Origin of the sequence: Streptomyces sp. NPDC127097, from assembly GCF_042724075.1 — a bacterium.
Lineage (GTDB): Bacteria > Actinomycetota > Actinomycetes > Streptomycetales > Streptomycetaceae > Streptomyces.
Map to the genome: position 1 here is coordinate 1 of NZ_JBHXFI010000055.1, position 25794 is coordinate 25794.

Consider the following 25794-nt stretch of genomic DNA (forward strand, 5'->3'; position numbering starts at 1 on the left):
GGAGGAGAGTCGTCGCGGCCCGCTCAAGAGTGCGGTACCGTCCAACGTCGTGAGCCCTGTACGTCGCTGTTCGCGCACCGCCCCGGCCGCCCTCGCGCGCTCCGCCGCCGTTGCCGCCCCGGCGCTCGCCACCACCGCGCCGCTCGCCGCCGCCCGCCGAAGCACCCTTGCCGTGCTCGTCGTCCAGCCGCAGCGTCAGCGAGATCCGCTTACGCGGAATGTCGACATCGAGCACCTTCACCCGCACGATGTCGCCCGGCTTCACCACGTCCCGCGGGTCCTTGACGAAGCTCTTCGACATCGCCGAGACATGCACCAGACCGTCCTGATGCACGCCCACGTCCACGAACGCCCCGAAGGCGGCGACATTGGTCACCACGCCCTCCAGGAGCATCCCCGGCGCCAGGTCGCCGATCTTCTCCACGCCTTCCTTGAAGGTCGCGGTCTTGAAGACCGGGCGCGGGTCACGGCCCGGCTTCTCCAGCTCCTGAAGGATGTCGCTCACCGTCGGCAGTCCGAAGGAGTCATCGACGAAGTCCGCGGCCTTCAGGGAGCGCAGCACCGCCGTGTTGCCGATCAGCGAACCAACCTCGGTATCCGCCGACTTCACCATCCGGCGCACCACCGGGTACGCCTCGGGGTGCACGCTGGAGGCGTCCAGCGGGTCCTCGCCGCCCCGGATCCGCAGGAAGCCCGCGCACTGCTCGTACGCCTTCGGGCCGAGCCGCGACACGTCCTTGAGGGCCTTGCGGGAGCGGAACGGGCCGTTGCTGTCCCGGTGGGCCACGATGTTCTCGGCGAGGCCGGAGCCGATGCCCGAGACCCGCGAAAGCAGCGGCGCGGACGCGGTGTTGACGTCCACCCCGACCCCGTTCACACAGTCCTCGACCACCGCGTCCAGCGAACGCGACAGCTTCACCTCGGACAGATCGTGCTGGTACTGGCCCACCCCGATCGACTTCGGGTCGATCTTGACCAGCTCGGCCAGCGGGTCCTGGAGCCGGCGGGCGATGGACACCGCGCCCCGCAGCGACACATCCAGCTCGGGCAGCTCCTGCGAGGCGAACGCGGAGGCGGAGTACACCGAGGCACCGGCCTCGGACACCATCACCTTCGTCAGCTTCAGCTCCGGCTGGGCGGCGATCAGATCGGCCGCCAGCTTGTCGGTCTCGCGGGACGCGGTGCCGTTGCCGATCGCGATCAGCTCGACGTCGTGCTCACGGGCCAGCTTCGCCAGCGTGGCCAGCGAGGCGTCCCACTTCTGCTGCGGCACATGGGGGTAGATGGTCTCCGTGGCGGCCACCTTGCCGGTGGCGTCCACGACGGCGACCTTCACGCCCGTACGGAAACCGGGGTCCAGGCCCATCGTGGCGCGCGTACCGGCGGGCGCCGCCAGCAGCAGATCGCGCAGATTCGACGCGAAGACCCGGACCGCCTCGTCCTCGGCGGCCTGCCGCAGCCGCAGCCGCAGATCGATCCCGAGGTGCACCTGGATCCGGGTGCGCCAGGCCCAGCGGACGGTGTCCTGAAGCCACTTGTCGCCCGGCCGGCCCCGGTCGGCGATCCCGAAGCGGTGCGCGATGGACTGCTCGTAGGCGCTCGGCCCCTCGGTGGCCGCCGACGGGTCCTCCGGCTCCAGGTTGAGATCGAGGATCTCCTCCTTCTCGCCGCGGAACATCGCCAGCACCCGGTGCGAGGGCAGCTCGGTGAACGGCTCGGCGAAGTCGAAGTAGTCGGCGAACTTCGCGCCGGCCTCCTCCTTGCCCTCGCGTACCTTCGCCGCCACCCGCCCGCGCGACCACATCCGTTCGCGCAGCTCACCGATGAGATCCGCGTCCTCGCCGAACCGCTCGGTCAGGATGGCCCGCGCGCCCTCCAGGGCGGCGGCCGGATCGGCGACACCCTTGCCGTCGTCCACGAACGCCGCGGCCGCCGCGGCCGGTTCCACCGAAGGATCGCTCAGCAGCCCGTCGGCGAGTGGCTCCAGGCCCGCCTCCCGCGCGATCTGTGCCTTGGTACGGCGCTTGGGCTTGAACGGGAGGTAGATGTCCTCCAGCCGTGCCTTGGAGTCGGCGCCGCGGATCTGCGCCTCCAGGGCGGCGTCCAGCTTGCCCTGGGACCGTACGGACTCCAGGATCGCGGTCCGCCGCTCCTCCAGCTCCCGCAGATAGCGCAGCCGTTCCTCGAGCGAGCGCAGCTGCGCATCGTCGAGCATCTCGGTGGCTTCCTTGCGGTAGCGCGCGATGAACGGGACGGTCGAGCCGCCGTCGAGCAATTCGACCGCGGCCTTCACCTGCCGCTCCTTGACGCCGAGCTCCCCGGCGATCCTCGATTCGATGGACCCGAGGGCCCCGATGGGCTCAGTGGATGCCGTCACGTTGATCCAGACCCGCCTTCCAGCGCTTGCTTGAGCCTGCATTGTGCCGGGTGGCGGGCCGGACTGTCGCGCCGCCCAGCCGCCGGGGGTGTCCGTGGCGTCACCTCGTCCGCCCGCAATCCGGGAGGGACGTGCTGACACCCCGGTGCCGGGGTGCGCGAAGACCTCGCACACCCCGGCGACCGCGGGGCACCGCTCCTGAAGGTGCGTTACCCACCGGAACGTGCCGGTATCTTCCGCATCACTTGCCGAACAGCACCGCGGGGAAGGCCCCGGCGTTCATGGCGGTGGTGGTGAAGCCTGTCGCCAGCTCGGTGAGCCGGGCCACGCCCTCGGCGCCCAGGTGCTCGTACGGGGCCCGGTCCAGCCGGTCGGTGGTCCGCTCCAGCTCCTTGCGCAGCAGGACTCCGGCCTCGGTCAGCTCGCCCCCGTCGTCCAGGAGCCCCCGCGACCGCAGCCGCTCCTGCGCGGCCTGCCAGTCCTCCTCCGTCCAGCCACGGGTCGCCATGATGCCCCGGTGGCTCATACCGCGGCCGGTGGCGGTGTGGGTGACCAGCGCCTCCAGGCCGTCGAGTTCGGCGTCCAGCAGCGCTATCAGATGGCCGTCGCCGCGGTGTTCGCGCAGCAGCGTCGCGGCGTGCCAGTAGGCCAGGTGCGGGGCCTCGGGTACCGGCAGATCGGCGTGCGCGGCGTACAGCGGCCGGGCGCGGCGGGCGCATGCCTCGGCGGCGTGCAGCGCCAGCTTCGCGGCCTCCGCCATCTCCGGCGACTCGACGGCCTCGGTGCCGAGCAGCCGGCGCAGCGTGGCGTCCACGGCGCGCAGCCGGGCGTCGAGCACCTGCTGCGGCGTGGTGACGGACCAGATGTGCGGGACGTGCTGGGTGACGAGCTCGTGGTTGAAGTTGTAGAAGGTGGCCGTGATCGTGCCGGGGCCCACGGCACCCATGGCCGCGCCACGACAGGCGAAGTAGGCGGCGCTGCGGTTGTCGAGGCCGAGCTTCGCCATCTCCTCGGACAGCTCCGGCGCGAAGTAGTGCGTGGAGTGGAACGGGTTGACGACGTTGTGGCAGGTGCGGCCGGCCTTCTCGGGCAGTGCACTCGTAGCAGTCATGGCAGCAGGTTACCGACCGCTCGGTATGAGGCTAGGGGGAGGGTGCCTCCGGTGGGGCGGGCGGTCTGAGTCGGACGACCTCGGTCGATGGCAGTAAAGGTGGGCTATTCGTCATTGCCGCCATTCGTCCGGCTCTTCAGGATGGAGGGCATGGAACAGCGCGATGTGCTGGTCGTCCTCTTCGACGGCCTCCAGAGCCTCGATCTGACCGGACCGGTCGAAGTCTTCGCCGGTGCGAACCACGGCGTCCCGGGCGCCTACCGGATCCGCACCGCGAGCCTGGACGGCGGCCCGGTCCGTACCTCCAGCGGTCTGGCGCTCACCCCGGACCTCGCGCTCGCCGACACCGCACCGCCGCACACCCTCCTGGTGCCCGGCGGCGAAGGCACCTGCCACCCTGATCCGCGGCTGATCGACTGGCTGCGGACGCACGCTCCCCGCGCCCGGCGGAAGGTCTCGGTGTGCAGCGGAGCGCTGCTGCTGGCCGAGGCCGGGCTGCTGGACGGGCGCCGGGCGACGACCCACTGGATGCTCTGCGGCACGTTCGCCGAGCGCTTCCCGGCGGTGCACGTCGAACCCGAGCCGATCTATGTACGGGACGGTGACCTGGCCACCTCCGCGGGGGTGACCGCCGGTATCGATCTCGCGCTGGCCCTGGTGGAGGAGGATCTCGGCCGGGATCTCGCGCTGACCATCGCCCGGCATCTGGTCGTCTTCCTGCGGCGGCCGGGCAACCAGACCCAGTTCAGCGCCCAGCTGGCGGCCCAGACGGCGCAGCGCCGGCCGCTGCGTGACGTCCAGCAGTGGATCACCGAGAACCCGGAGGCGGACCTCTCGGTCGACGCCCTCGCCGCCCGCGCGCGGCTCTCCCCGCGGCACTTCGCGCGGGCGTTCCGCGAGGAGACCGGCATGACCCCGGGCCGCTATGTCGACCGGGTGCGGCTGGAGGCCGCCCGGCGGTGCCTGGAGGACACCGCCGACGGCATCGGGCAAGTGGCGCGCCGCTGCGGCTACGGCACCCCCGAGGCGATGCGCCGCGCCTTCCTCCGCGTCCTGGGCGCCTCCCCGGCCGAGTACCGCCGCCGCTTCCGGCCGGCCGGACCGCCCGTCCCCACTGCCTGAATCCATGCCGGTGCCACGAACCCACCGCGCCGGCACCATCCACCGACGACAGGAACCGAAGATGCAGCTCGCGATCCTTCTCTACGACCACTTCACCACGCTGGACGCCGTCGGCCCCTACGAAACCCTCAGCCGGCTGCCGGACACGGAGACGGTGTTCGTCGGCGAGCGCACCGGCCCGTACCGCAGCGACCTCGGATCGCTCGGACTGGTCGCCGACGCCACGCTGGACGAGGTCACCGCGCCGGACCTCCTCGTCGTGCCCGGCGGCCCGGGACAGCTGGCCCACATGACCGACGGCCCGCTCCACGAGTGGATCCGCGCCGTGGACGCCCACACCACTTGGACCACCTCGGTGTGCACCGGCTCGCTGATCCTCGCCGCCGCCGGTCTGCTCCGGGGACGCCGGGCCACCTCCCACTGGCTGGCACTCGACCAGCTGCCCGCTTTCGGCGCCGAGCCGACCGGGGAGCGGGTGGTCTTCGACGGCAAGTACGTCACGGCGGCCGGCGTCTCGGCCGGCATCGACATGGGACTGACGCTGGCCGGCCGGATCGCCGGGGACACCGCGGCGCAGACGATCCAGCTCGGCATCGAGTACGACCCCCAACCGCCCTACGACGCGGGCTCCCCGGACAAGGCCCCGGCCGAGGTCATCGCGGCGCTGCGGGGGCTCAGCCGGTTCGTCCTGACCGGCGAGAAGTAGGGGCGGGCCGGCCGCCCCCTCTGAACCGCGACCTCAGCCCGTGGGCCAGGTGAAGCGCGGCGCCCGGCGCTCCAGGAAGGCGGCGGCACCCTCCGCGGTGTCGCCGCTCGCGCGCGCCTGCGCGGCCCAGTACGCGCCGCGTGCCTCGGCCTCGGCGGGCGGTACGTCCCAGGTCCCGTTGGCCAGCTCCTTCGCCGCGGTCTGGGTCAGCAGCGACCGGCTCGCGAGGACGGCCGAGAACTCCGCCACCCGCTTGCCCAGCTCGCCCTCGGCCAGCACCTCGTCCACCAGGCCCGTCCGCAGCGCCCGCGCGCAGTCGATCAACTCCCCGGAGAACAACAGGTACTTGGCGGCGGAGAGCCCGACCAGGCGGACCAGCCGCCGGGTGGCGGACGCCGGATAGGCCACGCCGAGCTTGGCCGGCGTCACCCCGAACAGCGCGCCCTCCTCCGCGAACCGCAGATCACACGCGGCCGCCAACTGCGCGCCGCCCCCCACGCAGTAGCCACGTATCGCCGCCAGCGTCGGCCCGGGAAACGCAGCCAGCGCCTCCTCGGCCGCCACCGCCAGGCCCTGCGACTCACCCGCCCCGTCCCGCAGCGCGCCGATGTCCGCCCCCGCGCAGAACGTCCCGCCCTCGCCGGTCAGCACCAGCGACCGGACGGACCGATCGCCCGCCAGCCGCTCCAGCAACGGCGGCAGCTCCCGCCACATCTGCACCGTCATCGCATTCCGCTTGCCGGTGTTGCTGATGGTGACGGTCGCGGTGCCGTCGCTGACATGCGTCTTCAGACCGGATTCCATGCCCCGGATATTAGAGCGCCGACCGGTTCCCGGCCCGATACGATCGGCGGCCTGATGTCAGCAACTCTCGTCGCCAAAGACCTCGCCGCCGGCCATGGCGAGCGCGTCCTGTTCTCCGGTCTCGATCTGGTCGTCGCCCCCGGGGATGTGATCGGCCTCGTCGGTGCCAACGGGGCGGGCAAGTCCACGCTGCTGCGCCTGCTGGCCGGGCTGGACACCCCGGAGGACGGCACGCTCGCGCTCGGCCCGCCCACCGCCACCGTCGGCCATCTCCCCCAGGAGCCCGACCGCCGTCCGGGAGAGACCGTACGGGCCTTCCTCGCCCGCCGTACCGGCGTCGCCGGCGCCCAGCTGGCGCTGGACACCGCCACCCAGGCGCTGGTCGAGGAACGCCCCGGCGCGGACGACGCCTACGCCACCGCGCTGGAGCGCTGGCTGGCCCTGGGCGCCGCCGACCTCGACGAGCGCGCCGAGGAGATCGCCGGCCGGCTCGGCCTGACCATCGGCCTCGACCAGCCGATGACCACGCTCTCCGGCGGCCAGGCCGCCCGGGCCTCGCTCGCCTCCCTGCTGCTCTCCCGCTACGACGTCTTCCTGCTCGACGAGCCGACCAACGACCTCGATCTGGACGGCCTCGGACAGCTGGAGGACTTCGTCACCGGGCTGCGCGCCGGCACCGTCCTGGTCAGCCACGACCGCGAGTTCCTGACCCGTACGGTCAACCGCGTCGTCGAACTCGACCTGGCCCAGCAGCAGGTCAACACCTACGGCGGCGGCTACACCTCCTACCTGGAGGAGCGCGAGCGGGCCCGGCGCCATGCGCGCGAGCAGTACGACGAGTACGCCGACACCAAGGCCGCGCTGGAGACCCGCGCGCACACCCAGCGCAACTGGATGGAGAAGGGCGTCAGGAACGCCCGCCGCAAGGCCACCGACAACGACAAGATCGCCCGCAAGGGCCGGGTGGAGGCCACCGAGAAGCAGGCCGCCAAGGCCAAGCAGACCCAGCGCCTGATCGAGCGGCTCGACGTCGTCGAGGAGCCGCGCAAGGAGTGGGAGCTGCGGATGGAGATCGCCGCCGCACCCCGGGCCGGCGCGGTGGTGGCCACCCTGCGCGGTGCCGGGGTCCGGCGCGGCGACTTCCGCTTCGGCCCGGTGGACCTCCAGATCGACTGGGCGGACCGGGTCGCCATCACGGGCCCCAACGGCTCCGGCAAGTCCACCCTGCTCGCCGCCCTCCTCGGCCGGCTCCCCCTGGACGCCGGGCAGGCGTCGCTCGGCCCCGGCGTGGTGGTCGGCGAGGTCGACCAGGCGCGCGGGCTGTTCTTCGGCGACGATCCGCTGATGGACGCCTTCCGGGCCTCCGTACCGGATCTGTCGCCCGCCGATGTACGCACCCTGCTCGCGAAGTTCGGGCTCAAGGCGGCACATGTGCTGCGCCCGGCGCGCACCCTCTCGCCGGGGGAGCGGACCCGGGCCGCGCTGGCCCTCCTCCAGGGCCGCGGGGTCAACCTCCTCGTCCTGGACGAGCCGACCAACCATCTCGACCTGCCCGCCATCGAACAGCTGGAGTCCGCGCTCGCCTCCTACCCGGGCACCCTGCTGCTGGTCACGCACGACCGCCGGATGCTCGAAGCGGTGCACACCACCCGCCGTATCCAGGTCGACGGCGGACGGATCACCGACCGGGCGGTGTGAGGACCCCGGGAGCGGCGGCCCGCGGCACCCGTGGTGATTATCGATTTGGCCCTGAGGCCGCCGACCCGTACTGTGGTGTTCACCGACGCGGGGTGGAGCAGCTCGGTAGCTCGCTGGGCTCATAACCCAGAGGTCGCAGGTTCAAATCCTGTCCCCGCTACTGAAGACAGAACAGCAGGTCCGGTGCTCAGGCACCGGGCCTGCTGTTCTTCGTGATCCAGGGCGCGGCGGTCCGGGAACGCCGCACAAAGGGAACAGGTCCGGTCCCCGGGCCGGGCCAACCACTCGGATTCGGCCAGAAGCCGTCGATAGATGCTGACTTGTGGTCAGCAGGCCGGTCCGGACCAATGCATTCCCAACACTCTTCCTGTGAGGATGCCTTCCGGACCCCCCGCAGAACCCCCCGAAGAGCTGACCTCCCCGCTCGCGTACGAAGGTGTCTGGCGGTTCACCGCCCCGGCACTGGAGACCTCGGTGCCGCAGGCCCGGCACGCGGTCCGGGATCTGCTCGCCGAACAGTGCGTACCCGTCGCCGCCGCGATCATGGACGGCCTGCTGCTCATCGTCTCCGAACTCGTCACCAACGCCGTCCGGCACGCCGCCCTGCTCTCGCCCCAGATCGCCGTACAGGTCACCCTCGGGGCGAACTGGCTACGGGTCGCGGTCGAGGACGATCACCCCTACCGCCCCAAGGCGCTGGAGGCGGGCCAGGGTGATCTCGGCGGCCGCGGACTGTGGCTGGTCAAGACGCTCACCGCGGAGGTGGGCGGCAAATGCGGTGTGGAGCACACGAGGAACGGCGGCAAGGCCATCTGGGCCGAGCTTCCGCTCACCCCGCCGGCTACCAGCCCGCCGCTCCTCCTGTGAGCTCGCGCACCGCCGGCCGCGCCGCGTCCAGCACGGTCATGAACCACGCGGAGAACGGCGCCTCCGCATGCCGCTCGGCCAGCTCCTCCGGCGTCACGAACGCGATCTCGCCGATCTCCTCGGGGTCGGGCGCCGGCTGGGCCCGCACCAGCCCGACGAACAGGTGGTTGTACTCCTGCTCCACGAGGCCGGAGTCCGGGTCGGGATGGTTGTAGCGGACCGTGCCGGCCTCGGCCAGCAGGGAGGGCGCCAGGCCCAGCTCCTCCGCGGTCCGGCGGGCGGCGGCCGCGAACGGCGCCTCGCCCGGGTACGGATGCCCGCAGCAGGTGTTGGACCACACACCGGGGGAGTGGTACTTCCCCAGCGCCCGGCGCTGGAGCAGCAGCCGGCCCTTCTCGTCGAAGAGGAAGACCGAGAAGGCCCGGTGCAGCTGCCCGGGGGGCTGGTGGGCGGCGAGCTTCTCCGCGGTGCCGATCGTCGTACCGTCCTCGTCGACCAGCTCCAGCATGATCGGTTCGGCGGTGCCGCCCGGTGTGCTCACCGCCGGGTCCGCGGCGGTCTGTCCGTTGGCAGGTGTGATCGGCATGCCCATCCTTGTCGTCGGTCTTCGACGCCAAGTCTGCCCTAGCCGGGTCCGCATCACCGGCACAGCGGGTGCGCGGCGCAACAAGCCCGCGTACCGGTCACCCGGTGCGCCCGCCGTGAGATGGTCCACACCCGCGGTGGGCCGCGCGGCTCCCGGCGCGGTGGACACCGGCCGGCGGCCGTGGCGCCACCGGCGGCCGGCGCGCGCCCCGGACCTGGGATGGCTCTCACCACACCGCCCCCGGCACAACCCGCCCGCCCCGTGACCAGCCCTCTCATAACCGGCACCGGATCGGGGCCCGGGCCTGCGGGCCAGTTGTTCATGCGCCACCCGATCCACCATGATGATCGCGGCAGGCGCAGCCGTCGGTCACTCGATCGTGCGGTGAATGCGCGGTGAACGGCCGCATCCGGCGATCCGATAGCCTCTGCCGACGTGCCACCCGGCCCTCCCAGGGGCGAGGTGTGCCACGCCCGCTGCCCGGGTAGTTCGTATCGAATGCGGACCGACCGGCGCTGCCTTGTCAGCATCCAAGGAGTGAGTTCGTCTGTCGACCGCCATCCTCACCGGTCCGCCGGTCGCCGGGTCGCCGCTCGAAGCCGACCTGCGCACGCTGGGTTTTGACGTCCGTACGGCGAACGATCCCACGGCCGCCGCCGAGCTGATCAACGCGGTGCCCGCGGGCGAGCGGGTCGCCGTCGTCGACCCCCGCTTCGTCGGCCATCTGCACGCCCTGCGGCTGGCACTGACCGACCCCCGCTTCCCGGCCGCGGCCGTGCCCGGCGCGCTCACCGCGCAGCCCGCGGCCCGCGCCGCGCTGACCCGCGCGGTCGGCCGGATCCCGGTCGGCGCCGGCACCGCCCACCTCACGGATGTCCTCACCGACACCCTCACCGAGTCCCTCGACCGCGACGAGGCCGGTCTGCACCGCGTCGAGCTGGGCAGCCTGGTCGCCACCGTCGCGCTCACCCCGGCGCAGCGCGAGGACGCCCGGGAGGCCGTCGCCGCCGTCGACGACGAGGCCGTCCGGCTGCGTACCGCCGTGAAGTCCCGCGACGGGTTCTTCACCACCTTCGCCATCAGCCCGTACTCCCGCTACCTCGCCCGCTGGTGCGCGCGGCGCGGGCTCACCCCCAACCAGGTCACCACCGCCTCGCTGCTCACCGCGCTGATCGCGGCCGGCTGCGCGGCGACCGGAACCCGCGGCGGCTTCATCGCCGCCGGCTTCCTGCTGCTCTTCTCCTTCGTCCTGGACTGCACCGACGGGCAGCTCGCCCGTTACTCCCTCCAGTACTCGACGATGGGCGCCTGGCTGGACGCCACCTTCGACCGGGCCAAGGAGTACGCGTACTACGCGGGCCTCGCCCTCGGGGCGGCCCGTGGCGGGGATGATGTCTGGGCGCTGGCGCTCGGCGCGATGGTCCTGATGACCTGCCGCCATGTCGTCGACTTCGCCTTCAACGAGGCGAACCACGACGCCACCGCCAACACCAGCCCCACCGCCGCGCTCTCCGGCAAGCTCGACAGCGTCGGCTGGACGGTCTGGGTGCGCCGGATGATCGTGCTGCCGATCGGGGAGCGCTGGGCGATGATCGCGGTGCTCACCGCGCTCACCACGCCCCGCATCGTCTTCTACGCCCTGCTCATCGGCTGTGCGCTGGCCGCCTGCTACACCACGGCCGGCCGGGTGCTGCGCTCGCTCACCCGCCGGGCCCGGCGCACCGACCGCGCCGCCCAGGCGCTGGCCGACCTCGCCGACTCCGGGCCGCTCGCCGAGCTGATCGCCCGCAGCGCCCGGGGCCGCGGCCGGACCGGTTCCTTCCTGGCCCCCGTCATGGCATTTCTCTCAGCCGCCGTGCTGCTGGTCTGGGTGATCTTCCAGGACGACCCCACCTCGTGGCTCACCGTCGGCGTCGCCGGCTGCTCCGCGCTGCTGGCCGGTGCGGCGGTGTCCCGGCCGCTCAAGGGCGCCCTCGACTGGCTCGTGCCGCCCTTCTTCCGGGCCGGTGAGTACGTCACGATCCTGGTGCTGGCCGCCCGCGCGGACGTCCCCGGAGCGCTGCCCGCGGCGTACGGGCTGGTCGCGGCGGTCGCCTACCATCACTACGACACGGTCTACCGCATCCGTGGTGGCACCGGAGCACCGCCGCGGTGGCTGGTCCGGGCGACCGGCGGACATGAGGGACGGATCCTCGTGATCACCGTCCTCGCCGCCGCGCTGTCCCCCTCAGGTTTCACAATCGCGCTGACGGCCCTTGCTGTGGCCCTGGCGCTACTGGTGCTCATCGAGAGCATCCGCTTCTGGGTGTCCTCCCAAGCACCCGCCGTACACGATGAAGGAGAACCCGCATGATCGGCCTCGTGCTGGCTGCCGGCGCCGGACGGCGTCTGCGCCCCTACACCGACACCCTGCCCAAGGCTCTGGTGCCGGTCGACGGGGACACGACCATCCTCGACCTGACCCTCGGCAACTTCGCCGAGATCGGCCTGACTGAGGTCGCGATCATCGTCGGCTACCGCAAGGAAGCCGTCTACGAGCGCAAGGAGGCCCTGGAGCAGAAGTACGGCCTCAAGCTCACCCTCATCGACAACGACAAGGCCGAGGAGTGGAACAACGCCTACTCCCTGTGGTGCGGCCGTGACTCCATCAAGCACACGGTGATCCTCGCCAACGGCGACACCGTGCACCCGGTCTCCGTCGAGAAGACCCTGCTCGCCGCGCGCGGCAACGGCCAGAAGATCATCCTCGCCCTCGACACGGTCAAGCAGCTGGCCGACGAGGAGATGAAGGTCGTCGTGGACCCCGCCAAGGGCGTCCAGAAGATCACCAAGCTGATGGACCCGGCCGAGGCGACCGGCGAGTACATCGGTGTCACCCTCATCGAGGGCGAGGCCGCCGAGGAGCTGGCCGACGCCCTGAAGACCACCTTCGAGCGGGACCCCGACCTCTACTACGAGGACGGCTACCAGGAGCTCGTCAACCGCGGCTTCAAGGTGGACGTGGCCCCGATCGGCGACGTCAAGTGGGTCGAGATCGACAACCACGACGACCTGGCGAAGGGCCGTGACATCGCATGCCAGTACTGACCCGCCTCATCCCGTCCCCGGTCGTCGTTGACATCAACGCCGGCGCCCTGGACGACCTGGCGGGCCTGCTGGCCGATCAGCGCATCTCCGCGTCCGGCAAGCTCGCCATCGCGATCAGCGGCGGCTCGGGGGCACGGCTGCGCGAGCGGCTGTCCCCCGCGCTGCCGGGCGCCGAGTGGTACGAGGTCGGCGGCGGCACCCTGGACGACGCGATCAAGCTCGCCGACGCCATGAAGAAGGGGCACTACGACGCGGTCGTGGGCCTCGGCGGCGGCAAGATCATCGACTGTGCCAAGTTCGCCGCGGCGCGCATCGGTCTGCCGCTGGTCGCCGTCGCGACGAACCTGTCGCACGACGGTCTGTGCTCGCCGGTGGCCACGCTGGACAACGACGCGGGCCGCGGCTCCTACGGTGTGCCGAACCCGATCGCCGTGGTGATCGACCTCGACATCATCCGTGAGGCCCCGGTCCGGTTCGTCCGCTCCGGCATCGGCGACGCGATCTCCAACATCTCCGCGGTCGCGGACTGGGAGCTCTCGCACCGCGAGACCGGTGAGGACATCGACGGACTGGCGGCCGCCATGGCGCGCCAGGCCGGCGAGGCCGTGCTGCGCCACCCCGGTGGCGTCGGTGACGACAACTTCCTCCAGGTGCTGGCCGAGGGCCTGGTCCTCACCGGTATCTCGATGTCGGTGGCCGGCGACAGCCGCCCGGCGTCCGGTGCCTGCCACGAGATCAACCACGCCCTGGACATCCTCTACCCCAAGCGCGCGGCGAGCCATGGCGAGCAGTGCGGCCTCGGCGCCGCCTTCGCCACGCATCTGCGCGGGGACAAGGAGACCCGGGACCTGATGGTCGAGGTGCTGCGCCGGCACGGTCTGCCGGTCACGCCCGGCGAGATCGGCTTCACCGACGAGGAGTTCGTCCAGGCCGTCGCGTACGCGCCCAAGACCCGCCCCGGGCGCTACACCATCCTTGAGCACCTCGACCTGTCCGCCGACCAGATCAGGGACGCATACGCCGACTATGCAGAAGCCGTCAGTAGCTGAACTCCGCCCGGTCGTGCACCCCGAGGGTGTCAAGGACCGGCGCAGCGGTGAGCACTGGGGCGGTCGCCTCTATATGCGCGAGATCTCCTTGCGCATCGACCGGCACCTGGTGAACACGAAGGTCACGCCCAATCAGCTGACCTACCTGATGACCGTTTTCGGCGTCCTCGCCGCCCCGGCACTGCTGGTGCCGGGGATCGCGGGCGCCGTGCTCGGTGTGCTGATGGTCCAGCTGTACCTGCTGCTCGACTGTGTCGACGGCGAGGTCGCCCGCTGGAAGAAGCAGTTCTCGCTGGGCGGGGTGTACCTGGACCGGGTCGGCGCCTACCTGTGCGACGCCGCGGTCCTGGTCGGCTTCGGCCTGCGCGCCGCCGACCTGTGGGGCTCCGGCCGGATCGACTGGCTGTGGGCCTTCCTCGGCACCCTCGCGGCCCTCGGCGCGATCCTGATCAAGGCCGAGACCGACCTCGTCGGCGTCGCCCGGCACCAGGGCGGGCTGCCGCCGGTCAAGGAGGCGGCGTCCGAGCCGCGCTCGTCCGGTATGGCGCTGGCCCGTAAGGCCGCCGCGGCGCTGAAGTTCCACCGGCTGGTCCTCGGGATCGAGGCGTCCCTGCTGATCCTGGTCCTGGCGATCCTGGACTCGATCCGGGGCGACCTGTTCTTCTCCCGCCTCGGCGTCGCCGTGCTCGCCGGTATCGCGATCCTCCAGACGCTGCTCCACCTCGTGTCCATCCTCGCCTCCAGCAGGCTCAAGTGACGGGGGCGTCCCGAATGCGGATCGGTGCGGTTGTCCTGACGATGGGCAACCGCCCCGAGGAGCTGCGCGCGCTGCTCGACTCGGTCACCAAGCAGCACGGCGACCCGATCGAGACCGTCGTCGTGGGCAACGGTTCGCCGCTGCCCGAGCTCCCCGAGGGCGTACGGACCGTCGAGCTGCCGGAGAACGTCGGTATCCCGGCCGGCCGCAACGTCGGCATCGAGGCGTTCGGCCCCGGCGGCAGCGACGTCGATGTGCTGCTCTTCCTCGACGACGACGGGCTGCTGGCCAGGGAGGACACCGCCGAACTGTGCCGCGAGGCGTTCGCCGCGGACCCGGAGCTCGGCATCATCAGCTTCCGGATCGCCGACCCGGACACCGGCGAGACCCAGCGCCGGCACGTGCCGCGGCTGCGCGCCTCGGACCCGATGCGGTCGTCGCGGGTCACCACCTTCCTCGGTGGCGCGAACGCGGTCCGGACGCATGTCTTTGAAGAGGTCGGCGGGCTGCCCGACGACTTCTTCTACGCCCATGAGGAGACCGATCTGGCCTGGCGGGCGCTGGACGCGGGCTGGCAGATCGACTACCGGTCGGACATGGTCCTCTTCCACCCGACGACGGCACCGGCCCGGCACGCGGTCTACCACCGGATGGTGGCCCGTAACCGTGTGTGGCTGGCCCGCCGCAACCTCCCCGCGCTCCTGGTTCCGGTCTATCTCGGTGTCTGGTTCCTGCTCACCCTCGCCCGGCGGCCGTCGCGACCGGCGCTGCGGGCCTGGCTGGGCGGCTTCAAGGAGGGCTGCGTCACGCCGTGCGGTCCCAGGCGCCCCATGAAGTGGGCTACCGTTTGGCGATTGACCCGACTGGGCCGCCCTCCCGTCATCTGACAAGCTCGTATCTGAGAGCATCAGGCGCGAACCGGGGCGTGGCCCCGGCAGCGCACCTTGAGGACGAAAGTGTCAACTGTGAGCGAGACCACGCACGACAGTGCGGTCGCCATGAGTGCCCCGCCATCTTCCGACGAGGGCCTCACGGCTGCCCAGCGGGCCCAGAAGTACGGGCTCTCGCAGAGCGGCGCGCGTCCCGGTCTTCCGGAGTACGTCCGGCAGCTCTGGGACCGGCGGCATTTCATCTCCGCCTTCGCCAGTGCCAAGCTGACGGCGCAGTACAGCCAGGCCAAGCTGGGACAGGTCTGGCAGGTGGCGACGCCGCTGCTGAACGCGCTCGTGTACTACTTGATCTTCGGCCTGCTGATCGGCACGAGGAAGGGCGTCCCCGACTTCGTCCCGTTCCTGGTGACCGGTGTCTTCATCTTCACCTTCACGCAGAGCTCGGTGATGGCCGGTACGCGGGCGATCTCCGGCAACCTCGGCCTGGTGCGGGCGCTGCACTTCCCGCGGGCCTGTCTGCCGATCTCGTTCTGCCTGATGCAGCTCCAGCAGCTGTTCTTCTCCATGGGCGTGCTGGTCCTCATTCTGCTCGGCTTCGGGCAGTTGCCGACGTGGTCGTGGCTGCTGGTCGTGCCGGCGCTGGTGCTCCAGTTCGTGTTCAACACGGGGCTGGCGATGGTGATGGCGCGGCTGGGTTCGAAGACCCCGGACCTGGCGCAGCTGATGCCGTTCATCATGCGGACGTGGATGTATGCCTCCGGCGTGATGTTCAGCATCGACCTGATCCTCAAGGGCAAGCACGTCCCCGCGTTCGTGGAGGTGCTGCTCAACGCCAACCCGGCCGCGATCTACATCGACCTGATGCGGTTCGCGCTGATCGACAGCTTCACCGCGAATCAGCTGCCGCCGCATGTGTGGGCGTTCGCCGGGGGGTGGGCGCTGGTGATGGGCGTCGTGGGCTTTGTGTACTTCTGGAAGGCTGAGGAGCGGTACGGACGTGGCTGAGCAGAAGAACGGCGTCCAGCCGACCGAGGCGGCCGCGGAGCGGATCCCGACGGTGATCGCGGACGATCTGCACATCGTCTACCGCGTCTACGGCACCGGCGCGGGCAAGGGCAGCGCCACCGCGGCCCTCAACCGCATCGTGCGCCGCAAGCCCTCCTCGGGCGTGCGCGAGGTGCACGCGGTCAAGGGTGTCTCCTTCACCGCGTACCGGGGGGAGTCGATCGGGCTGATCGGTTCCAACGGCTCGGGCAAGTCGACGCTGCTCAAGGCGGTGGCGGGGCTGCTGCCCGCGGAGCGCGGCAAGGTCTACACGCACGGCCAGCCCTCGCTGCTGGGCGTCAACGCGGCCCTGATGAACGATCTGACCGGCGAGAAGAACGTCCTTCTCGGCGGGCTGGCGATGGGCATGTCCCGTGAGCAGGTGCGTGAGCGCTACGAGGGCATCGTCGACTTCTCCGGGATCAACGAGAAGGGCGACTTCATCTCGCTGCCGATGCGCACCTACTCGTCCGGTATGGCGGCCCGGCTGCGGTTCTCCATCGCCGCGGCCAAGGACCACGACGTGCTGATGATCGATGAGGCGCTGGCCACCGGTGACCGCAGCTTCCAGAAGCGCTCCGAGGCCCGCATCCGTGAGCTGCGCAAGGAGGCCGGCACGGTCTTCCTCGTCAGCCACAACAACAAGTCCATCCGCGACACCTGCGACCGCGTGCTGTGGCTGGAGCGTGGCGAGCTGCTGATGGACGGCCCGACGGACGAGGTCATCAAGGCGTACGAGAAGGAGACGGGCAAGTAGTCCGCTCCGCACGCGAAGGCCCCCGCGAGTCCGCCTCGTGGGGGCCTTCCAGCGTGCGGACAGGTCAACTCCGGCGGTCCCGGGATCAGTTCGGACGCAGGGGACGTTGGCTTGATCGTCGTCTCACGCTTCGGGACCCGCTCGTACGTGGGTGAGACGTACGACGTAAGCTGTACGGGTGCCGAACAGCACAAGTGGTATATGTCGGGCAACCCTCACCCAGGTGGGCGAGGTGGGCTCGATCGAGGCGCGCCGCCCGCTGCGGCGTGTCCGAAATAGGATGTTTTAGCTTGGCGGTGTAGAACGGGAGACGTGACGGCAATGGCTACTGGTTCGCTCCGGCACCGAAATGCGCCGGGCAGCCCCCGGTGAGCCGAGACAACGAGCAGGCGCGTCGCGCCTTCCTCCGAAGGGGGGCGGCGGGTGACGAGCGGGAGCAGACGCGCACCGTGCTCGATCAGGCCGCACACGAGAATTTCCCGGTCGCACCGTTCTTCCTGCCCCGCGCCTGGCGGACCGATCTGATGGCCGTCTACGGCTTCGCCCGGCTCGTCGACGACATCGGCGACGGCGATCTCGCACCCGGCGGCGGCGATGCCGTACTCCTGGGGCTGGAGCGCGGGCAGCACGACGACCGGCCCGCGCTGCTGGACGCCCTCGAAGCCGACCTCCACCGCGTCTTCAGCGACCGGGCCCCCGGCCCCCGGCATCCGCTGCTGCGCCGGCTCGGCCCGACCGTCCGCCGCTGTGCGCTGACCCCCGAGCCGTTCCTCAGGCTGATCGAGGCCAACCGGCAGGACCAGCGGGTGAGCCGCTACGGCACCTATGACGACCTCGCCGCCTACTGCGAGCTGTCCGCCAACCCCGTCGGCCGCCTCGTCCTCGGCATCACCGGCACCGCGAGCCCCGAACGCATCCGCCGCTCGGACGCGGTCTGCACCGCCCTCCAGATCGTCGAGCACGTCCAGGACGTGGCCGAGGACCTCGGGCGCGACCGTATCTACCTCCCCGCCGAGGACATGAAACGGTTTGGTGTCACCGAGGCGGATCTGGCCGCGCCGAGCGGGGGCGCATCGGTGCGCGCGCTGATCGCCTACGAGGCGGAACGCGCCCGTGACCTGCTGAGTGAAGGCACCCCGCTGGTGGGTAGCGTCCACGGCAGACTCAAGCTGCTGCTGGCCGGATTCGTGGCCGGCGGACGCGCTGCACTCCAGGCGGTCGCGGCCGCCGATCACGACGTACTCCCTGGACCGCCCAAGCCGACCAAGCTCAGCCTGCTGCGCGAGGTAAGGGCGACATTGCGAAGAGAGGGGTGAGTCGGACCGTGGAGGCATCCGCACACACGTCCGCGCCGGTGCTCGCTGCGTATCGCTACTGCGAGGCCATCACCGGGCAGCAGGCACGCAACTTCGCCTACGGCATCCGGCTGCTGCCGGCCGACAAGCGGCAGGCCATGTCGGCGCTCTACGCCTTCTCCCGCCGGATCGACGACATCGGCGACGGCACCCTGGAGCCCGCCGCCAAGCAGCTGCGCCTGGAGGACACCCGGGCGCTGCTGGCCCGTATCAAGGACGGCCGGATCGACGAGGACGACACCGATCCGGTGGCCGTCGCGCTGTCCGACGCCGCCCGCCGCTTCCCGCTGCCGCTGGAGGGGCTCGACGAGCTGATCGACGGCGTGCTGATGGATGTGCGCGGCGCGACCTATGAGACCTGGGACGAGCTGAAGGTCTACTGCCGCTGCGTGGCCGGCGCCATCGGCCGGCTCTCGCTGGGAGTGTTCGGCACGGTGCCGGGCGCGCCGGACGCCGAGCGCGCCGCCGAGTACGCCGACACCCTCGGCCTGGCCCTCCAACTGACCAACATTCTCAGGGACGTTCGCGAGGACGCCGGCAACGGGCGTACCTACCTGCCCGCCGAGGACCTCGCCAAGTTCGGCTGCGCGGCCGGCTTCGAGCGTGCCGTGCCGCCGCCCGGCTCCGACTTCACCGGTCTGGTGCACTTCGAGGTGAAGCGGGCCCGTGCGCTGTTCGCCGACGGCTTCCGGCTGCTGCCGATGCTCGACCGGCGCAGCGGCGCCTGTGTGGCAGCGATGGCCGGCATCTACCACCGTCTGCTGACGCGGATCGCCGCCGACCCCGAGGCGGTGCTGCGCGGCCGGGTCTCCCTGCCCGGCCGGGAGAAGGCATTCGTCGCGGTGCGCGGGCTGTCCGGGCTCGACGCGCGGGCGATCGGCCGGCGGCAGGCCGTCCGGAGGCGCGGATGAGGTGCCGGGCGGCGAACGACAGCGGTGACCCCGCGTCAGCGCGGCGGGCAACCCTCCCCAGGCCGGCTGCGTCCGAGACAGCAGTACAGGGGGAGATCACATGACATCGGGAGCGACCCGAACCGACCGGCACCGCGAGCTGCCGCCCGGCCGTCCCGAAGGGGCGGCTGCGGTGGTCATCGGGGGCGGTCTGGCCGGCACGACCGCGGCGCTCGCACTGGCCGACGCCGGGCTGCGGGTCACCCTGGTCGAGGGCCGGCCCCGGCTCGGCGGACTGGTCTTCTCCTTCCGCCGCGACTCCTCCGCCGGCGAACTGTCCGTCGACAACGGCCAGCATGTCTATCTGCGCTGCTGCACCGCCTACAGCCGGTTGCTGGAGCGGACCGGCGCCGCACATCTGGTGCCCCTCCAGGAGCGGATGGACGTCCCGGTCCTGGACGCCGACCGGATGCGGCTCGGCCGGCTGCGCCGCACCGCGCTGCCGGTCCCGCTGCACCTCGCCCGGAGCCTCGCCGGCTACCCGCATCTGTCCCCCGCCGAGCGGGCCGGGGTCGTCCGCGCCACCCTCGCGCTCAAGGGCCTCGACCCGGCCGACCCCGCGCTGGACGGTCTGGACTTCGGCAGCTGGCTGCGCCGGTACGGCCAGTCGGCCCGGGCGATCGAGGCGCTGTGGGACCTGGTCGGCATCGCGACCCTCAACGCCCGGGCCGGTGACGCCTCGCTGGGCCTGGCCGCCAAGGTCTTCAAGACCGGGCTGCTGTCCGCCCCCGGCGCCGCCGACATCGGCTGGTCCCGCGTCCCGCTCGGCGACGTCCACGACACCCTCGCCCGTACGGCCCTGGAGAAGGCCGGGGTCCGTATCGCCCTGCGCACCCGCGCCGGGGCGCTCGCGCGGCGGGACGGCGGCTGGCAGGTGTCGGTGGAGAACGGCCCGCACGGCACCGAGCAGCTCACCGCGGACACCGTCGTCCTCGCCGTACCCCAGCGCGAGGCGCACGGCCTGCTGCCCGACGGGGCGCTGGACGGCAAGGACCGGCTGCTGGACATCGGCACCGCTCCGATCCTCAACCTCCATGTCGTCTACGACCGCAAGGTGCTGCGCCGCCCCTTCTTCGCGGCGGTCGGCTCGCCGGTCCAGTGGGTCTTCGACCGCACCGACGCCTCGGGGCTGACGCGGATCGCCGGGAACGAGCGCTGCCAGTATCTGGCGGTCTCGCAGTCCGCCGCGCAGGAGGAGATCGACCAGCCGGTCGCCAAGCTCCGCGCCCGCTACCTGCCCGAGCTGGAGCGGCTGCTGCCCGCCGCCCGGGGCGCCAGGATCCGCGACTTCTTCGTCACCCGCGAGCGCACCGCGACCTTCGCGCCCGCCCCGGGCGTCGGCAGGCTCCGCCCCGCCGCCCGCACTCAAGCTCCCGGCCTGTTCCTGGCCGGTGCGTGGACCGCCACCGGGTGGCCCGCGACCATGGAAAGCGCTGTTCGCAGCGGCACTGCCGCCGCTCGCGAGGCACTCAACGAACTCGGCTTCCCCCAGGGCCAGTTGCCTCAGGAGGCGGCATGACTACGAGTACGAGCGCTCGCACGAGCACGAGCGTCGGAAACAGAGGAGAAACCGTGAACCCGGCTTCCCCAGCTATCGACACCGAGAGCGTCACCGCTCTGCTGGAGCGCGGGCGGACACTCGCCACCCCCGTGCTGCGTGCGGCCGTGGACCGGCTCGCTCCTCCCATGGACACCGTCGCCGCCTACCACTTCGGCTGGATCGACGCCGAGGGCCACCCCACCGCGGGTGACAGCGGCAAGGCGGTGCGGCCCGCGCTCGCGCTGCTGTCGGCCGAGGCCGCCGGTGCGGCCCCCGAGGTCGGTATCCCCGGGGCGGTCGCCGTCGAGCTGGTGCACAACTTCTCGCTGCTGCACGACGACCTCATGGACGGCGACGAGCAGCGCCGGCACCGCGACACGGTCTGGAAGGTGCACGGCCCCGCGCAGGCCATCCTCGTCGGTGACGCGCTGTTCGCGCTTGCCAACGAAATACTGCTGGAGCTCGGCACGGTCGACGCCGGCCGCGCCACCCGCCGGCTCACCCTGGCCACCCGTAAGCTGATCGACGGTCAGGCCCAGGACATCTCCTACGAGCACCGCGAGCGGGTCACCGTCGAGGAGTGCCTGGAGATGGAGGGCAACAAGACCGGTGCGCTGCTGGCCTGTGCCGTCTCCATCGGCGCGGTCCTGGGGGGCGCCGACGACCGCACCGCCGACACCCTGGAGAAGTACGGCTACCACCTCGGCCTCGCCTTCCAGGCCGTCGACGACCTGCTCGGTATCTGGGGCGACCCGGACGCCACCGGCAAGAAGACCTGGAGCGATCTGCGTCAGCGCAAGAAGTCGCTGCCGGTCGTCGCCGCGCTGGCGGCCGGTGGCCCGGCCTCCGAGCGTCTCGCCGAGATCCTGGCGGCCGACGCGAAGAAGAGCGAGACCGAGATTGCCGACTTCACCGAGGAAGAGTTCGCCTCCCGCGCGGCCCTCATCGAGGAGGCCGGCGGCCGCGAGTGGACCTCCCAGGAGGCCCGCCGCCAGCACGCCACCGCCATCGCCGCACTGGACGAGATCACCATGCCGGAGCAGGTCCGTGCCCAGCTCGTCGCGCTCGCGGACTTCGTCGTCGTACGACAGAGATGAGCAGTATCGACACCGAATAGTTCGCAGTCGCCGGCCGGTGCTGGGGGCACTCCCCCAGCTACCGCTGGGCGGTGCCCCCACCCACGCCTTTAGGACAGTGGGGGACGGGCGCCGGCCGACGGAATCCCTGAGCACGCTTTTCACAGTTCACTGCCGAAGGGGAAGCCATGACAGCGACGACCGACGGAAGCACCGGGGCACTGCCGCCCCGGGCCCCCTCGGCCAGCGATGCCACCGCTGAGAAGACCGCCACCCAAGCGCACCCGCGCACCGCCGTACGGCAGGACACGGTGGACGCCGCCCGGCGCGCGACCGCACGCGCCACCGACTATCTGCTGTCCGTCCAGGACCCCGCCGGATGGTGGAAGGGCGACCTCGAGACCAACGTCACGATGGACGCCGAAGACCTGCTGCTCCGTCAGTTCCTCGGAATCCAGGACCCGAAGCTCACCGAAGCCGCCGCCCGCCACATCCGTGGAGAGCAGGGCGCGGACGGCACCTGGGCCACCTTCTACGGCGGGCCCGGTGAACTCTCCACCACCATCGAAGCCTATGTCGCCCTGCGGCTCGCCGGGGACGCCCCGGACGCACCGCACATGGCCCGGGCCGCCGCCTGGATCCGCGCGGAGGGCGGGATCGCCGCGGCGCGGGTCTTCACCCGCATCTGGCTGGCGCTCTTCGGCTGGTGGAAGTGGGACGACCTGCCCGAACTCCCCCCGGAGCTCCTCTACTTCCCCAAGTGGTTCCCGCTCAACATCTATGACTTCGGGTGCTGGGCGCGCCAGACCATCGTGCCGCTGACCATCGTCTCGGCCAAGCGCCCGGTCCGCCCGGCGCCGTTCGCCCTCGACGAGCTGCACACCGATCCGCGCCGTCCCAACCCACCGCGGCCGCTCGCCCCCGCCACCAGCTGGGACGGGGTGTTCCAGCGCCTCGACAAGGCGCTGCACCTCTACCACAAGGTCGCCCTGCGCACGCTGCGCCGTGCCGCGATGCGCTCCGCCGCCCGCTGGATCATCGAACGGCAGGAGAACGACGGCTGCTGGGGCGGCATCCAGCCCCCCGCCGTCTACTCCGTCATCGCCCTGCACCTCTGCGGCTACGACCTCGACCACCCCGTGCTGCGCGCCGGTCTGGACTCCCTCGACCGGTTCGCCGTATGGCGCGAGGACGGTCCCCCTGGGCCCGACGGCACGGGTGGGGGGCCCACCCGCATGATCGAGGCATGCCAGTCCCCGGTCTGGGACACCTGTCTGGCGACCATCGCGCTGGCCGACGCCGGAGTGCCCGCCGACCACCCGCAGCTGGTCAAGGCCGCCGAGTGGATGCTCGCCGAGCAGATCGACCGGCCCGGTGACTGGAGCGTCAAGCGGCCCCAACTCCCGTCCGGGGGCTGGGGTTTCGAGTTCGAGAACGACAACTACCCGGACATCGACGACACCGCGGAGGTGGTGCTCGCGCTGCGCCGGGTCCAGCACCCCGATCCGCCGCGGGTCGAGGCCGCGGTCCGGCGGGCGGTGCGCTGGAACCTCGGTATGCAGTCCAGGAACGGGGCCTGGGGCGCCTTCGACGTCGACAACACCAGCCCGTTCCCCAACCGGCTGCCGTTCTGTGACTTCGGGGAGGTCATCGACCCGCCGTCGGCCGATGTCACCGCCCATGTCGTCGAGATGCTCGCCGACGTCGGCCGTACCCACGATCCGCGCACCCGCCGCGGGCTCGCCTGGCTGCTGGCGGAACAGGAGCCCGACGGCTCCTGGTTCGGCCGCTGGGGCACCAACTACCTCTACGGCACCGGATCGGTGCTCCCCGCGCTGGCCGCGGCCGGCGTCCCCGCCTCGCACCCCGCGGTCCGCCGGGCCGTGCGCTGGCTGGAGCGGGTGCAGAACGACGACGGCGGATGGGGCGAGGACCAGCGGTCCTACCAGGACAAGGAGCGGTGGGCGGGGCGCGGCGCCTCGACCGCCTCGCAGACCGCCTGGGCGCTGATGGCGCTGCTCGCGGCCGGGGAGCGGGACAGCGAGACGGTACGGCGCGGGGTGCACTGGCTGACCGCGACGCAGCGTGCGGACGGGTCCTGGGACGAGCCGTACTTCACCGGCACGGGCTTCCCCTGGGACTTCTCCATCAACTATCACCTGTACCGCCAGGTCTTCCCGCTGACGGCCCTGGGCCGCTACCTCGGCGGGGGACCGGCCGGCGCGCCGGTGGAGTCCTGATGACCGGCCGGCCCCCGACGGACGCGGAGCCGCCGCTGCTGATCGCCTGTGCGCTCGGCATCGAGCGGTTCGCGCTGCGCCGCGGGGGAGCGGCGGGGGAGGCCGGCCCGCGCGTGGTCACGCTCCGCACCGGCATGGGCCCCCAGGCGGCCGAGCGCGCCCTCACCGAAGCGCTGCGTGCAGGGTCGGTCACCGAACGTTCCCCCGTCGTCGCCAGCGGCTTCTGTGCCGGCCTCGCCCCCGGGATGCGCCCCGGGGACGTGGTCGTCGCCGAGGCCACCCGCGGGCACCACGCCGCCGCGCCGGAGACGCCCTGCCGGGACAACGGCCCGCTGCTCCGGGCTCTGCGGGAGCGCGGTCTGACCGTGCACAGCGGGCTGCTGTGCGGCTCCGACCACGTCGTACGGGGTGCGGAGCGGGCCGAGCTGCATGCCGCCGGGGCGGTCGCGGTGGACATGGAGTCCGCCGCGACCCTCCGTGCCGCCCGGGCCGCCGGCCGCCGTCCGGTTGCGGCCGTCCGGGTGGTCGTGGACGCTCCAGAACATGAACTCGTACGCATCGGCACCGTGCGCGGTGGAATATCGGCCTTCCGAGTGCTGCGCTCCGTACTTCCCGTTTTCCACGAATGGCACCGTTCTTTGCTGCTCCCCTGGAGGTGAGCCAGATGGCCATGCCGCTCCGTCAGTCCATCCGGGTCGGTACCTATCTCTTTGAACAGAAGGTGATCCGGCGGCGGGAGAAATTCCCGCTCATTGTCGAGCTGGAACCGCTCTTCGCCTGCAATCTCAAATGCGAGGGCTGCGGGAAGATCCAGCATCCGGCGGGTGTGCTCAAGCAGCGGATGCCGGTGGCGCAGGCGGTCGGGGCGGTGCTGGAGTCGGGCGCGCCGATGGTCTCCATCGCCGGTGGTGAGCCCTTGATGCACCCGCAGATCGACGAGATCGTACGGCAGTTGGTGGCGAAGCGGAAATACGTGTTCCTGTGCACCAACGCCATGCTGTTGCGCAAGAAGCTGGAGAAGTTCACCCCCTCGCCGTATTTCGCGTTCGCGGTGCACATCGACGGCATGCGGGAACGCCACGATGAATCCGTCGCCAAGGAAGGAGTTTTCGACGAGGCGGTGGCGGCGATCAAGGAAGCCAAGCAGCGCGGCTTCCGGGTCACCACCAACTCCACCTTCTTCAACACCGACACCCCGCAGACCATCATCGAGGTCCTCAACTTCCTCAATGACGACCTCCAGGTCGACGAGATGATGCTGTCGCCCGCCTACGCCTACGAGAAGGCCCCCGACCAGGAGCACTTCCTCGGCGTCGACCAGACCCGGGAGCTGTTCAAGAAAGCCTTCGCCGGCGGCAACCGGCGCCGCTGGCGGCTCAACCACAGTCCGCTCTTCCTGGACTTCCTGGAGGGCAAGGCGGACTTCCCGTGCACGGCCTGGGCGATCCCCAACTACTCGCTGTTCGGCTGGCAGCGCCCCTGCTACCTGATGAGCGACGGCTACGTCCCGACGTACCGGGAGCTCATCGACGAGACCGACTGGGACAAGTACGGCCGCGGCAAGGACCCGCGCTGCGCCAACTGCATGGCGCACTGCGGCTACGAGCCGACCGCCGTCCTCGCCACCATGGGCTCGCTGAAGGAGTCCCTCCGGGCGGCCAGGGAGGCCGTCGCGGGAAACCGCAGTTGACCCGTCGAGCAGGGGGAGCCCCTCGTCACGGCTCCCCGGCGCACCGGTCCGGCCCGGCTCACCCGTCGTGCGGCGGATGAGCCGGGCC

The 25794-nt window shown here is 71.4% G+C and carries 22 protein-coding genes and 1 tRNA gene; 19 read left to right on the forward strand and 4 right to left on the reverse strand.

Annotated features, from left to right (window positions below):
* Together ACFWJW_RS30430 and ACFWJW_RS30435 are read right to left on the reverse strand one after the other, a co-directional pair.
* Positions 1–2377 (reverse strand): Tex family protein (locus tag ACFWJW_RS30430; protein WP_387247391.1); only part of this gene is annotated, 2377 nt, incomplete at its 3' end.
* Positions 2378–2618: 241 nt separating this feature from the next.
* On the reverse strand, positions 2619–3488 hold the full coding sequence (locus ACFWJW_RS30435) for a hypothetical protein (protein WP_387247392.1): 870 nt from the start codon (positions 3486–3488) through the stop codon (positions 2619–2621).
* 150 nt (positions 3489–3638) lie between these two features.
* On the opposite strand from ACFWJW_RS30435, the gene ACFWJW_RS30440 reads away from it, so the two are divergent.
* Together ACFWJW_RS30440 and ACFWJW_RS30445 are read left to right on the forward strand one after the other, a co-directional pair.
* Complete coding sequence (locus ACFWJW_RS30440; protein ID WP_387247393.1) at positions 3639–4610, forward strand: GlxA family transcriptional regulator; 972 nt, start codon at positions 3639–3641, stop codon at positions 4608–4610.
* 61 nt (positions 4611–4671) lie between these two features.
* Positions 4672–5316, forward strand: coding sequence for a DJ-1/PfpI family protein (locus tag ACFWJW_RS30445; RefSeq protein ID WP_387247394.1), 645 nt, complete (start codon positions 4672–4674; stop codon positions 5314–5316).
* A gap of 33 nt (positions 5317–5349) precedes the next feature.
* Here the strand turns inward: ACFWJW_RS30445 and ACFWJW_RS30450 are convergent, their stop codons facing one another.
* On the reverse strand, positions 5350–6120 hold the full coding sequence (locus ACFWJW_RS30450; protein WP_387247395.1) for an enoyl-CoA hydratase/isomerase family protein: 771 nt from the start codon (positions 6118–6120) through the stop codon (positions 5350–5352).
* A 54-nt stretch (positions 6121–6174) separates the two neighbouring features.
* Here ACFWJW_RS30450 and ACFWJW_RS30455 point away from each other — a divergent pair, with 54 nt between their 5' ends.
* From ACFWJW_RS30455 to ACFWJW_RS30465, 3 genes are all read left to right on the forward strand, one after another.
* Complete coding sequence (locus tag ACFWJW_RS30455) at positions 6175–7818, forward strand: ABC-F family ATP-binding cassette domain-containing protein (protein ID WP_387247396.1); 1644 nt, start codon at positions 6175–6177, stop codon at positions 7816–7818.
* Positions 7819–7904: 86 nt separating this feature from the next.
* Positions 7905–7978 (forward strand) — tRNA-Met (locus ACFWJW_RS30460).
* 215 nt (positions 7979–8193) lie between these two features.
* Positions 8194–8685 (forward strand): ATP-binding protein, encoded by a 492-nt coding sequence (locus tag ACFWJW_RS30465; RefSeq protein WP_387247397.1) that lies wholly within the window; start codon positions 8194–8196, stop codon positions 8683–8685.
* On the opposite strand, the gene idi is transcribed toward ACFWJW_RS30465, so the two are convergent.
* A complete protein-coding gene (gene idi, locus ACFWJW_RS30470; protein ID WP_387247398.1) occupies positions 8660–9271 on the reverse strand; it encodes an isopentenyl-diphosphate Delta-isomerase in 612 nt (203 codons plus the stop codon). The genes ACFWJW_RS30465 and idi overlap by 26 nt on opposite strands.
* 547 nt (positions 9272–9818) lie before the next feature.
* On the opposite strand from idi, the gene ACFWJW_RS30475 reads away from it, so the two are divergent.
* The 14 genes from ACFWJW_RS30475 to hpnH all read left to right on the forward strand — a co-directional run bounded on the left by ACFWJW_RS30475 (position 9819) and on the right by hpnH (position 25706).
* On the forward strand, positions 9819–11624 hold the full coding sequence (locus ACFWJW_RS30475) for a DUF5941 domain-containing protein (protein WP_387247429.1): 1806 nt from the start codon (positions 9819–9821) through the stop codon (positions 11622–11624).
* Positions 11621–12358: a sugar phosphate nucleotidyltransferase gene (locus ACFWJW_RS30480; protein WP_086720811.1), complete on the forward strand. Its 738-nt coding sequence runs from the start codon at positions 11621–11623 to the stop codon at positions 12356–12358. Before ACFWJW_RS30475 ends, ACFWJW_RS30480 begins: the two co-directional genes overlap by 4 nt.
* Positions 12346–13407 (forward strand): iron-containing alcohol dehydrogenase family protein, encoded by a 1062-nt coding sequence (locus ACFWJW_RS30485; RefSeq protein ID WP_387247399.1) that lies wholly within the window; start codon positions 12346–12348, stop codon positions 13405–13407. The genes ACFWJW_RS30480 and ACFWJW_RS30485 overlap by 13 nt, the downstream gene beginning before the upstream one ends.
* Complete coding sequence (locus tag ACFWJW_RS30490) at positions 13385–14164, forward strand: CDP-alcohol phosphatidyltransferase family protein (protein ID WP_327223672.1); 780 nt, start codon at positions 13385–13387, stop codon at positions 14162–14164. The genes ACFWJW_RS30485 and ACFWJW_RS30490 overlap by 23 nt, the downstream gene beginning before the upstream one ends.
* A 14-nt stretch (positions 14165–14178) precedes the next feature.
* Positions 14179–15051 (forward strand): glycosyltransferase family 2 protein, encoded by an 873-nt coding sequence (locus tag ACFWJW_RS30495; protein WP_387247400.1) that lies wholly within the window; start codon positions 14179–14181, stop codon positions 15049–15051.
* 78 nt (positions 15052–15129) lie between these two features.
* Positions 15130–16059 (forward strand): ABC transporter permease, encoded by a 930-nt coding sequence (locus tag ACFWJW_RS30500; RefSeq protein ID WP_387247401.1) that lies wholly within the window; start codon positions 15130–15132, stop codon positions 16057–16059.
* Positions 16052–16855: an ABC transporter ATP-binding protein gene (locus tag ACFWJW_RS30505; protein ID WP_387247402.1), complete on the forward strand. Its 804-nt coding sequence runs from the start codon at positions 16052–16054 to the stop codon at positions 16853–16855. The genes ACFWJW_RS30500 and ACFWJW_RS30505 overlap by 8 nt, the downstream gene beginning before the upstream one ends.
* A 449-nt stretch (positions 16856–17304) precedes the next feature.
* Positions 17305–18171, forward strand: a complete 867-nt coding sequence (hpnC, locus tag ACFWJW_RS30510; protein ID WP_387247430.1) for a squalene synthase HpnC — start codon at positions 17305–17307, stop codon at positions 18169–18171.
* The gene (hpnD, locus tag ACFWJW_RS30515; protein ID WP_387247403.1) at positions 18168–19121 is read left to right on the forward strand and encodes a presqualene diphosphate synthase HpnD; all 954 of its coding nucleotides are present in this window, start codon (positions 18168–18170) and stop codon (positions 19119–19121) included. Before hpnC ends, hpnD begins: the two co-directional genes overlap by 4 nt.
* A 100-nt stretch (positions 19122–19221) precedes the next feature.
* On the forward strand, positions 19222–20679 hold the full coding sequence (hpnE, locus tag ACFWJW_RS30520; RefSeq protein ID WP_387247404.1) for a hydroxysqualene dehydroxylase HpnE: 1458 nt from the start codon (positions 19222–19224) through the stop codon (positions 20677–20679).
* Positions 20676–21797 carry a polyprenyl synthetase family protein gene (locus ACFWJW_RS30525; RefSeq protein ID WP_387247405.1) on the forward strand — a complete coding sequence of 374 codons (1122 nt, stop codon included), beginning with the start codon at positions 20676–20678 and terminating at the stop codon, positions 21795–21797. The genes hpnE and ACFWJW_RS30525 overlap by 4 nt, the downstream gene beginning before the upstream one ends.
* 167 nt (positions 21798–21964) lie before the next feature.
* Positions 21965–24016, forward strand: coding sequence for a squalene--hopene cyclase (shc, locus tag ACFWJW_RS30530; RefSeq protein ID WP_387247406.1), 2052 nt, complete (start codon positions 21965–21967; stop codon positions 24014–24016).
* Positions 24016–24675 carry a 1-hydroxy-2-methyl-2-butenyl 4-diphosphate reductase gene (locus ACFWJW_RS30535; protein WP_387247407.1) on the forward strand — a complete coding sequence of 220 codons (660 nt, stop codon included), beginning with the start codon at positions 24016–24018 and terminating at the stop codon, positions 24673–24675. The genes shc and ACFWJW_RS30535 overlap by 1 nt, the downstream gene beginning before the upstream one ends.
* A gap of 5 nt (positions 24676–24680) precedes the next feature.
* Positions 24681–25706, forward strand: a complete 1026-nt coding sequence (gene hpnH / locus ACFWJW_RS30540; RefSeq protein WP_387247408.1) for an adenosyl-hopene transferase HpnH — start codon at positions 24681–24683, stop codon at positions 25704–25706.
* Positions 25707–25794 lie beyond the last annotated feature (88 nt).

Excerpts from the sequence above, each read along its gene's own strand:
- ACFWJW_RS30435 (WP_387247392.1), bottom strand. The coding sequence starts at position 3,488 with ATGACTGCTACGAGTGCACTGCCCGAGAAGGCCGGCCGCACCTGCCAC.
- ACFWJW_RS30440 (WP_387247393.1), top strand. The coding sequence starts at position 3,639 with ATGGAACAGCGCGATGTGCTGGTCGTCCTCTTCGACGGCCTCCAGAGC.
- ACFWJW_RS30445 (WP_387247394.1), top strand. The coding sequence starts at position 4,672 with ATGCAGCTCGCGATCCTTCTCTACGACCACTTCACCACGCTGGACGCC.
- ACFWJW_RS30450 (WP_387247395.1), bottom strand. The coding sequence starts at position 6,120 with ATGGAATCCGGTCTGAAGACGCATGTCAGCGACGGCACCGCGACCGTC.
- ACFWJW_RS30455 (WP_387247396.1), top strand. The coding sequence starts at position 6,175 with ATGTCAGCAACTCTCGTCGCCAAAGACCTCGCCGCCGGCCATGGCGAG.
- ACFWJW_RS30465 (WP_387247397.1), top strand. The coding sequence starts at position 8,194 with ATGCCTTCCGGACCCCCCGCAGAACCCCCCGAAGAGCTGACCTCCCCG.
- idi (WP_387247398.1), bottom strand. The coding sequence starts at position 9,271 with ATGCCGATCACACCTGCCAACGGACAGACCGCCGCGGACCCGGCGGTG.
- ACFWJW_RS30480 (WP_086720811.1), top strand. The coding sequence starts at position 11,621 with ATGATCGGCCTCGTGCTGGCTGCCGGCGCCGGACGGCGTCTGCGCCCC.
- ACFWJW_RS30485 (WP_387247399.1), top strand. The coding sequence starts at position 12,346 with ATGCCAGTACTGACCCGCCTCATCCCGTCCCCGGTCGTCGTTGACATC.
- ACFWJW_RS30490 (WP_327223672.1), top strand. The coding sequence starts at position 13,385 with ATGCAGAAGCCGTCAGTAGCTGAACTCCGCCCGGTCGTGCACCCCGAG.
- ACFWJW_RS30495 (WP_387247400.1), top strand. The coding sequence starts at position 14,179 with ATGCGGATCGGTGCGGTTGTCCTGACGATGGGCAACCGCCCCGAGGAG.
- hpnE (WP_387247404.1), top strand. The coding sequence starts at position 19,222 with ATGACATCGGGAGCGACCCGAACCGACCGGCACCGCGAGCTGCCGCCC.
- ACFWJW_RS30525 (WP_387247405.1), top strand. The coding sequence starts at position 20,676 with ATGACTACGAGTACGAGCGCTCGCACGAGCACGAGCGTCGGAAACAGA.
- shc (WP_387247406.1), top strand. The coding sequence starts at position 21,965 with ATGACAGCGACGACCGACGGAAGCACCGGGGCACTGCCGCCCCGGGCC.
- ACFWJW_RS30535 (WP_387247407.1), top strand. The coding sequence starts at position 24,016 with ATGACCGGCCGGCCCCCGACGGACGCGGAGCCGCCGCTGCTGATCGCC.
- hpnH (WP_387247408.1), top strand. The coding sequence starts at position 24,681 with ATGGCCATGCCGCTCCGTCAGTCCATCCGGGTCGGTACCTATCTCTTT.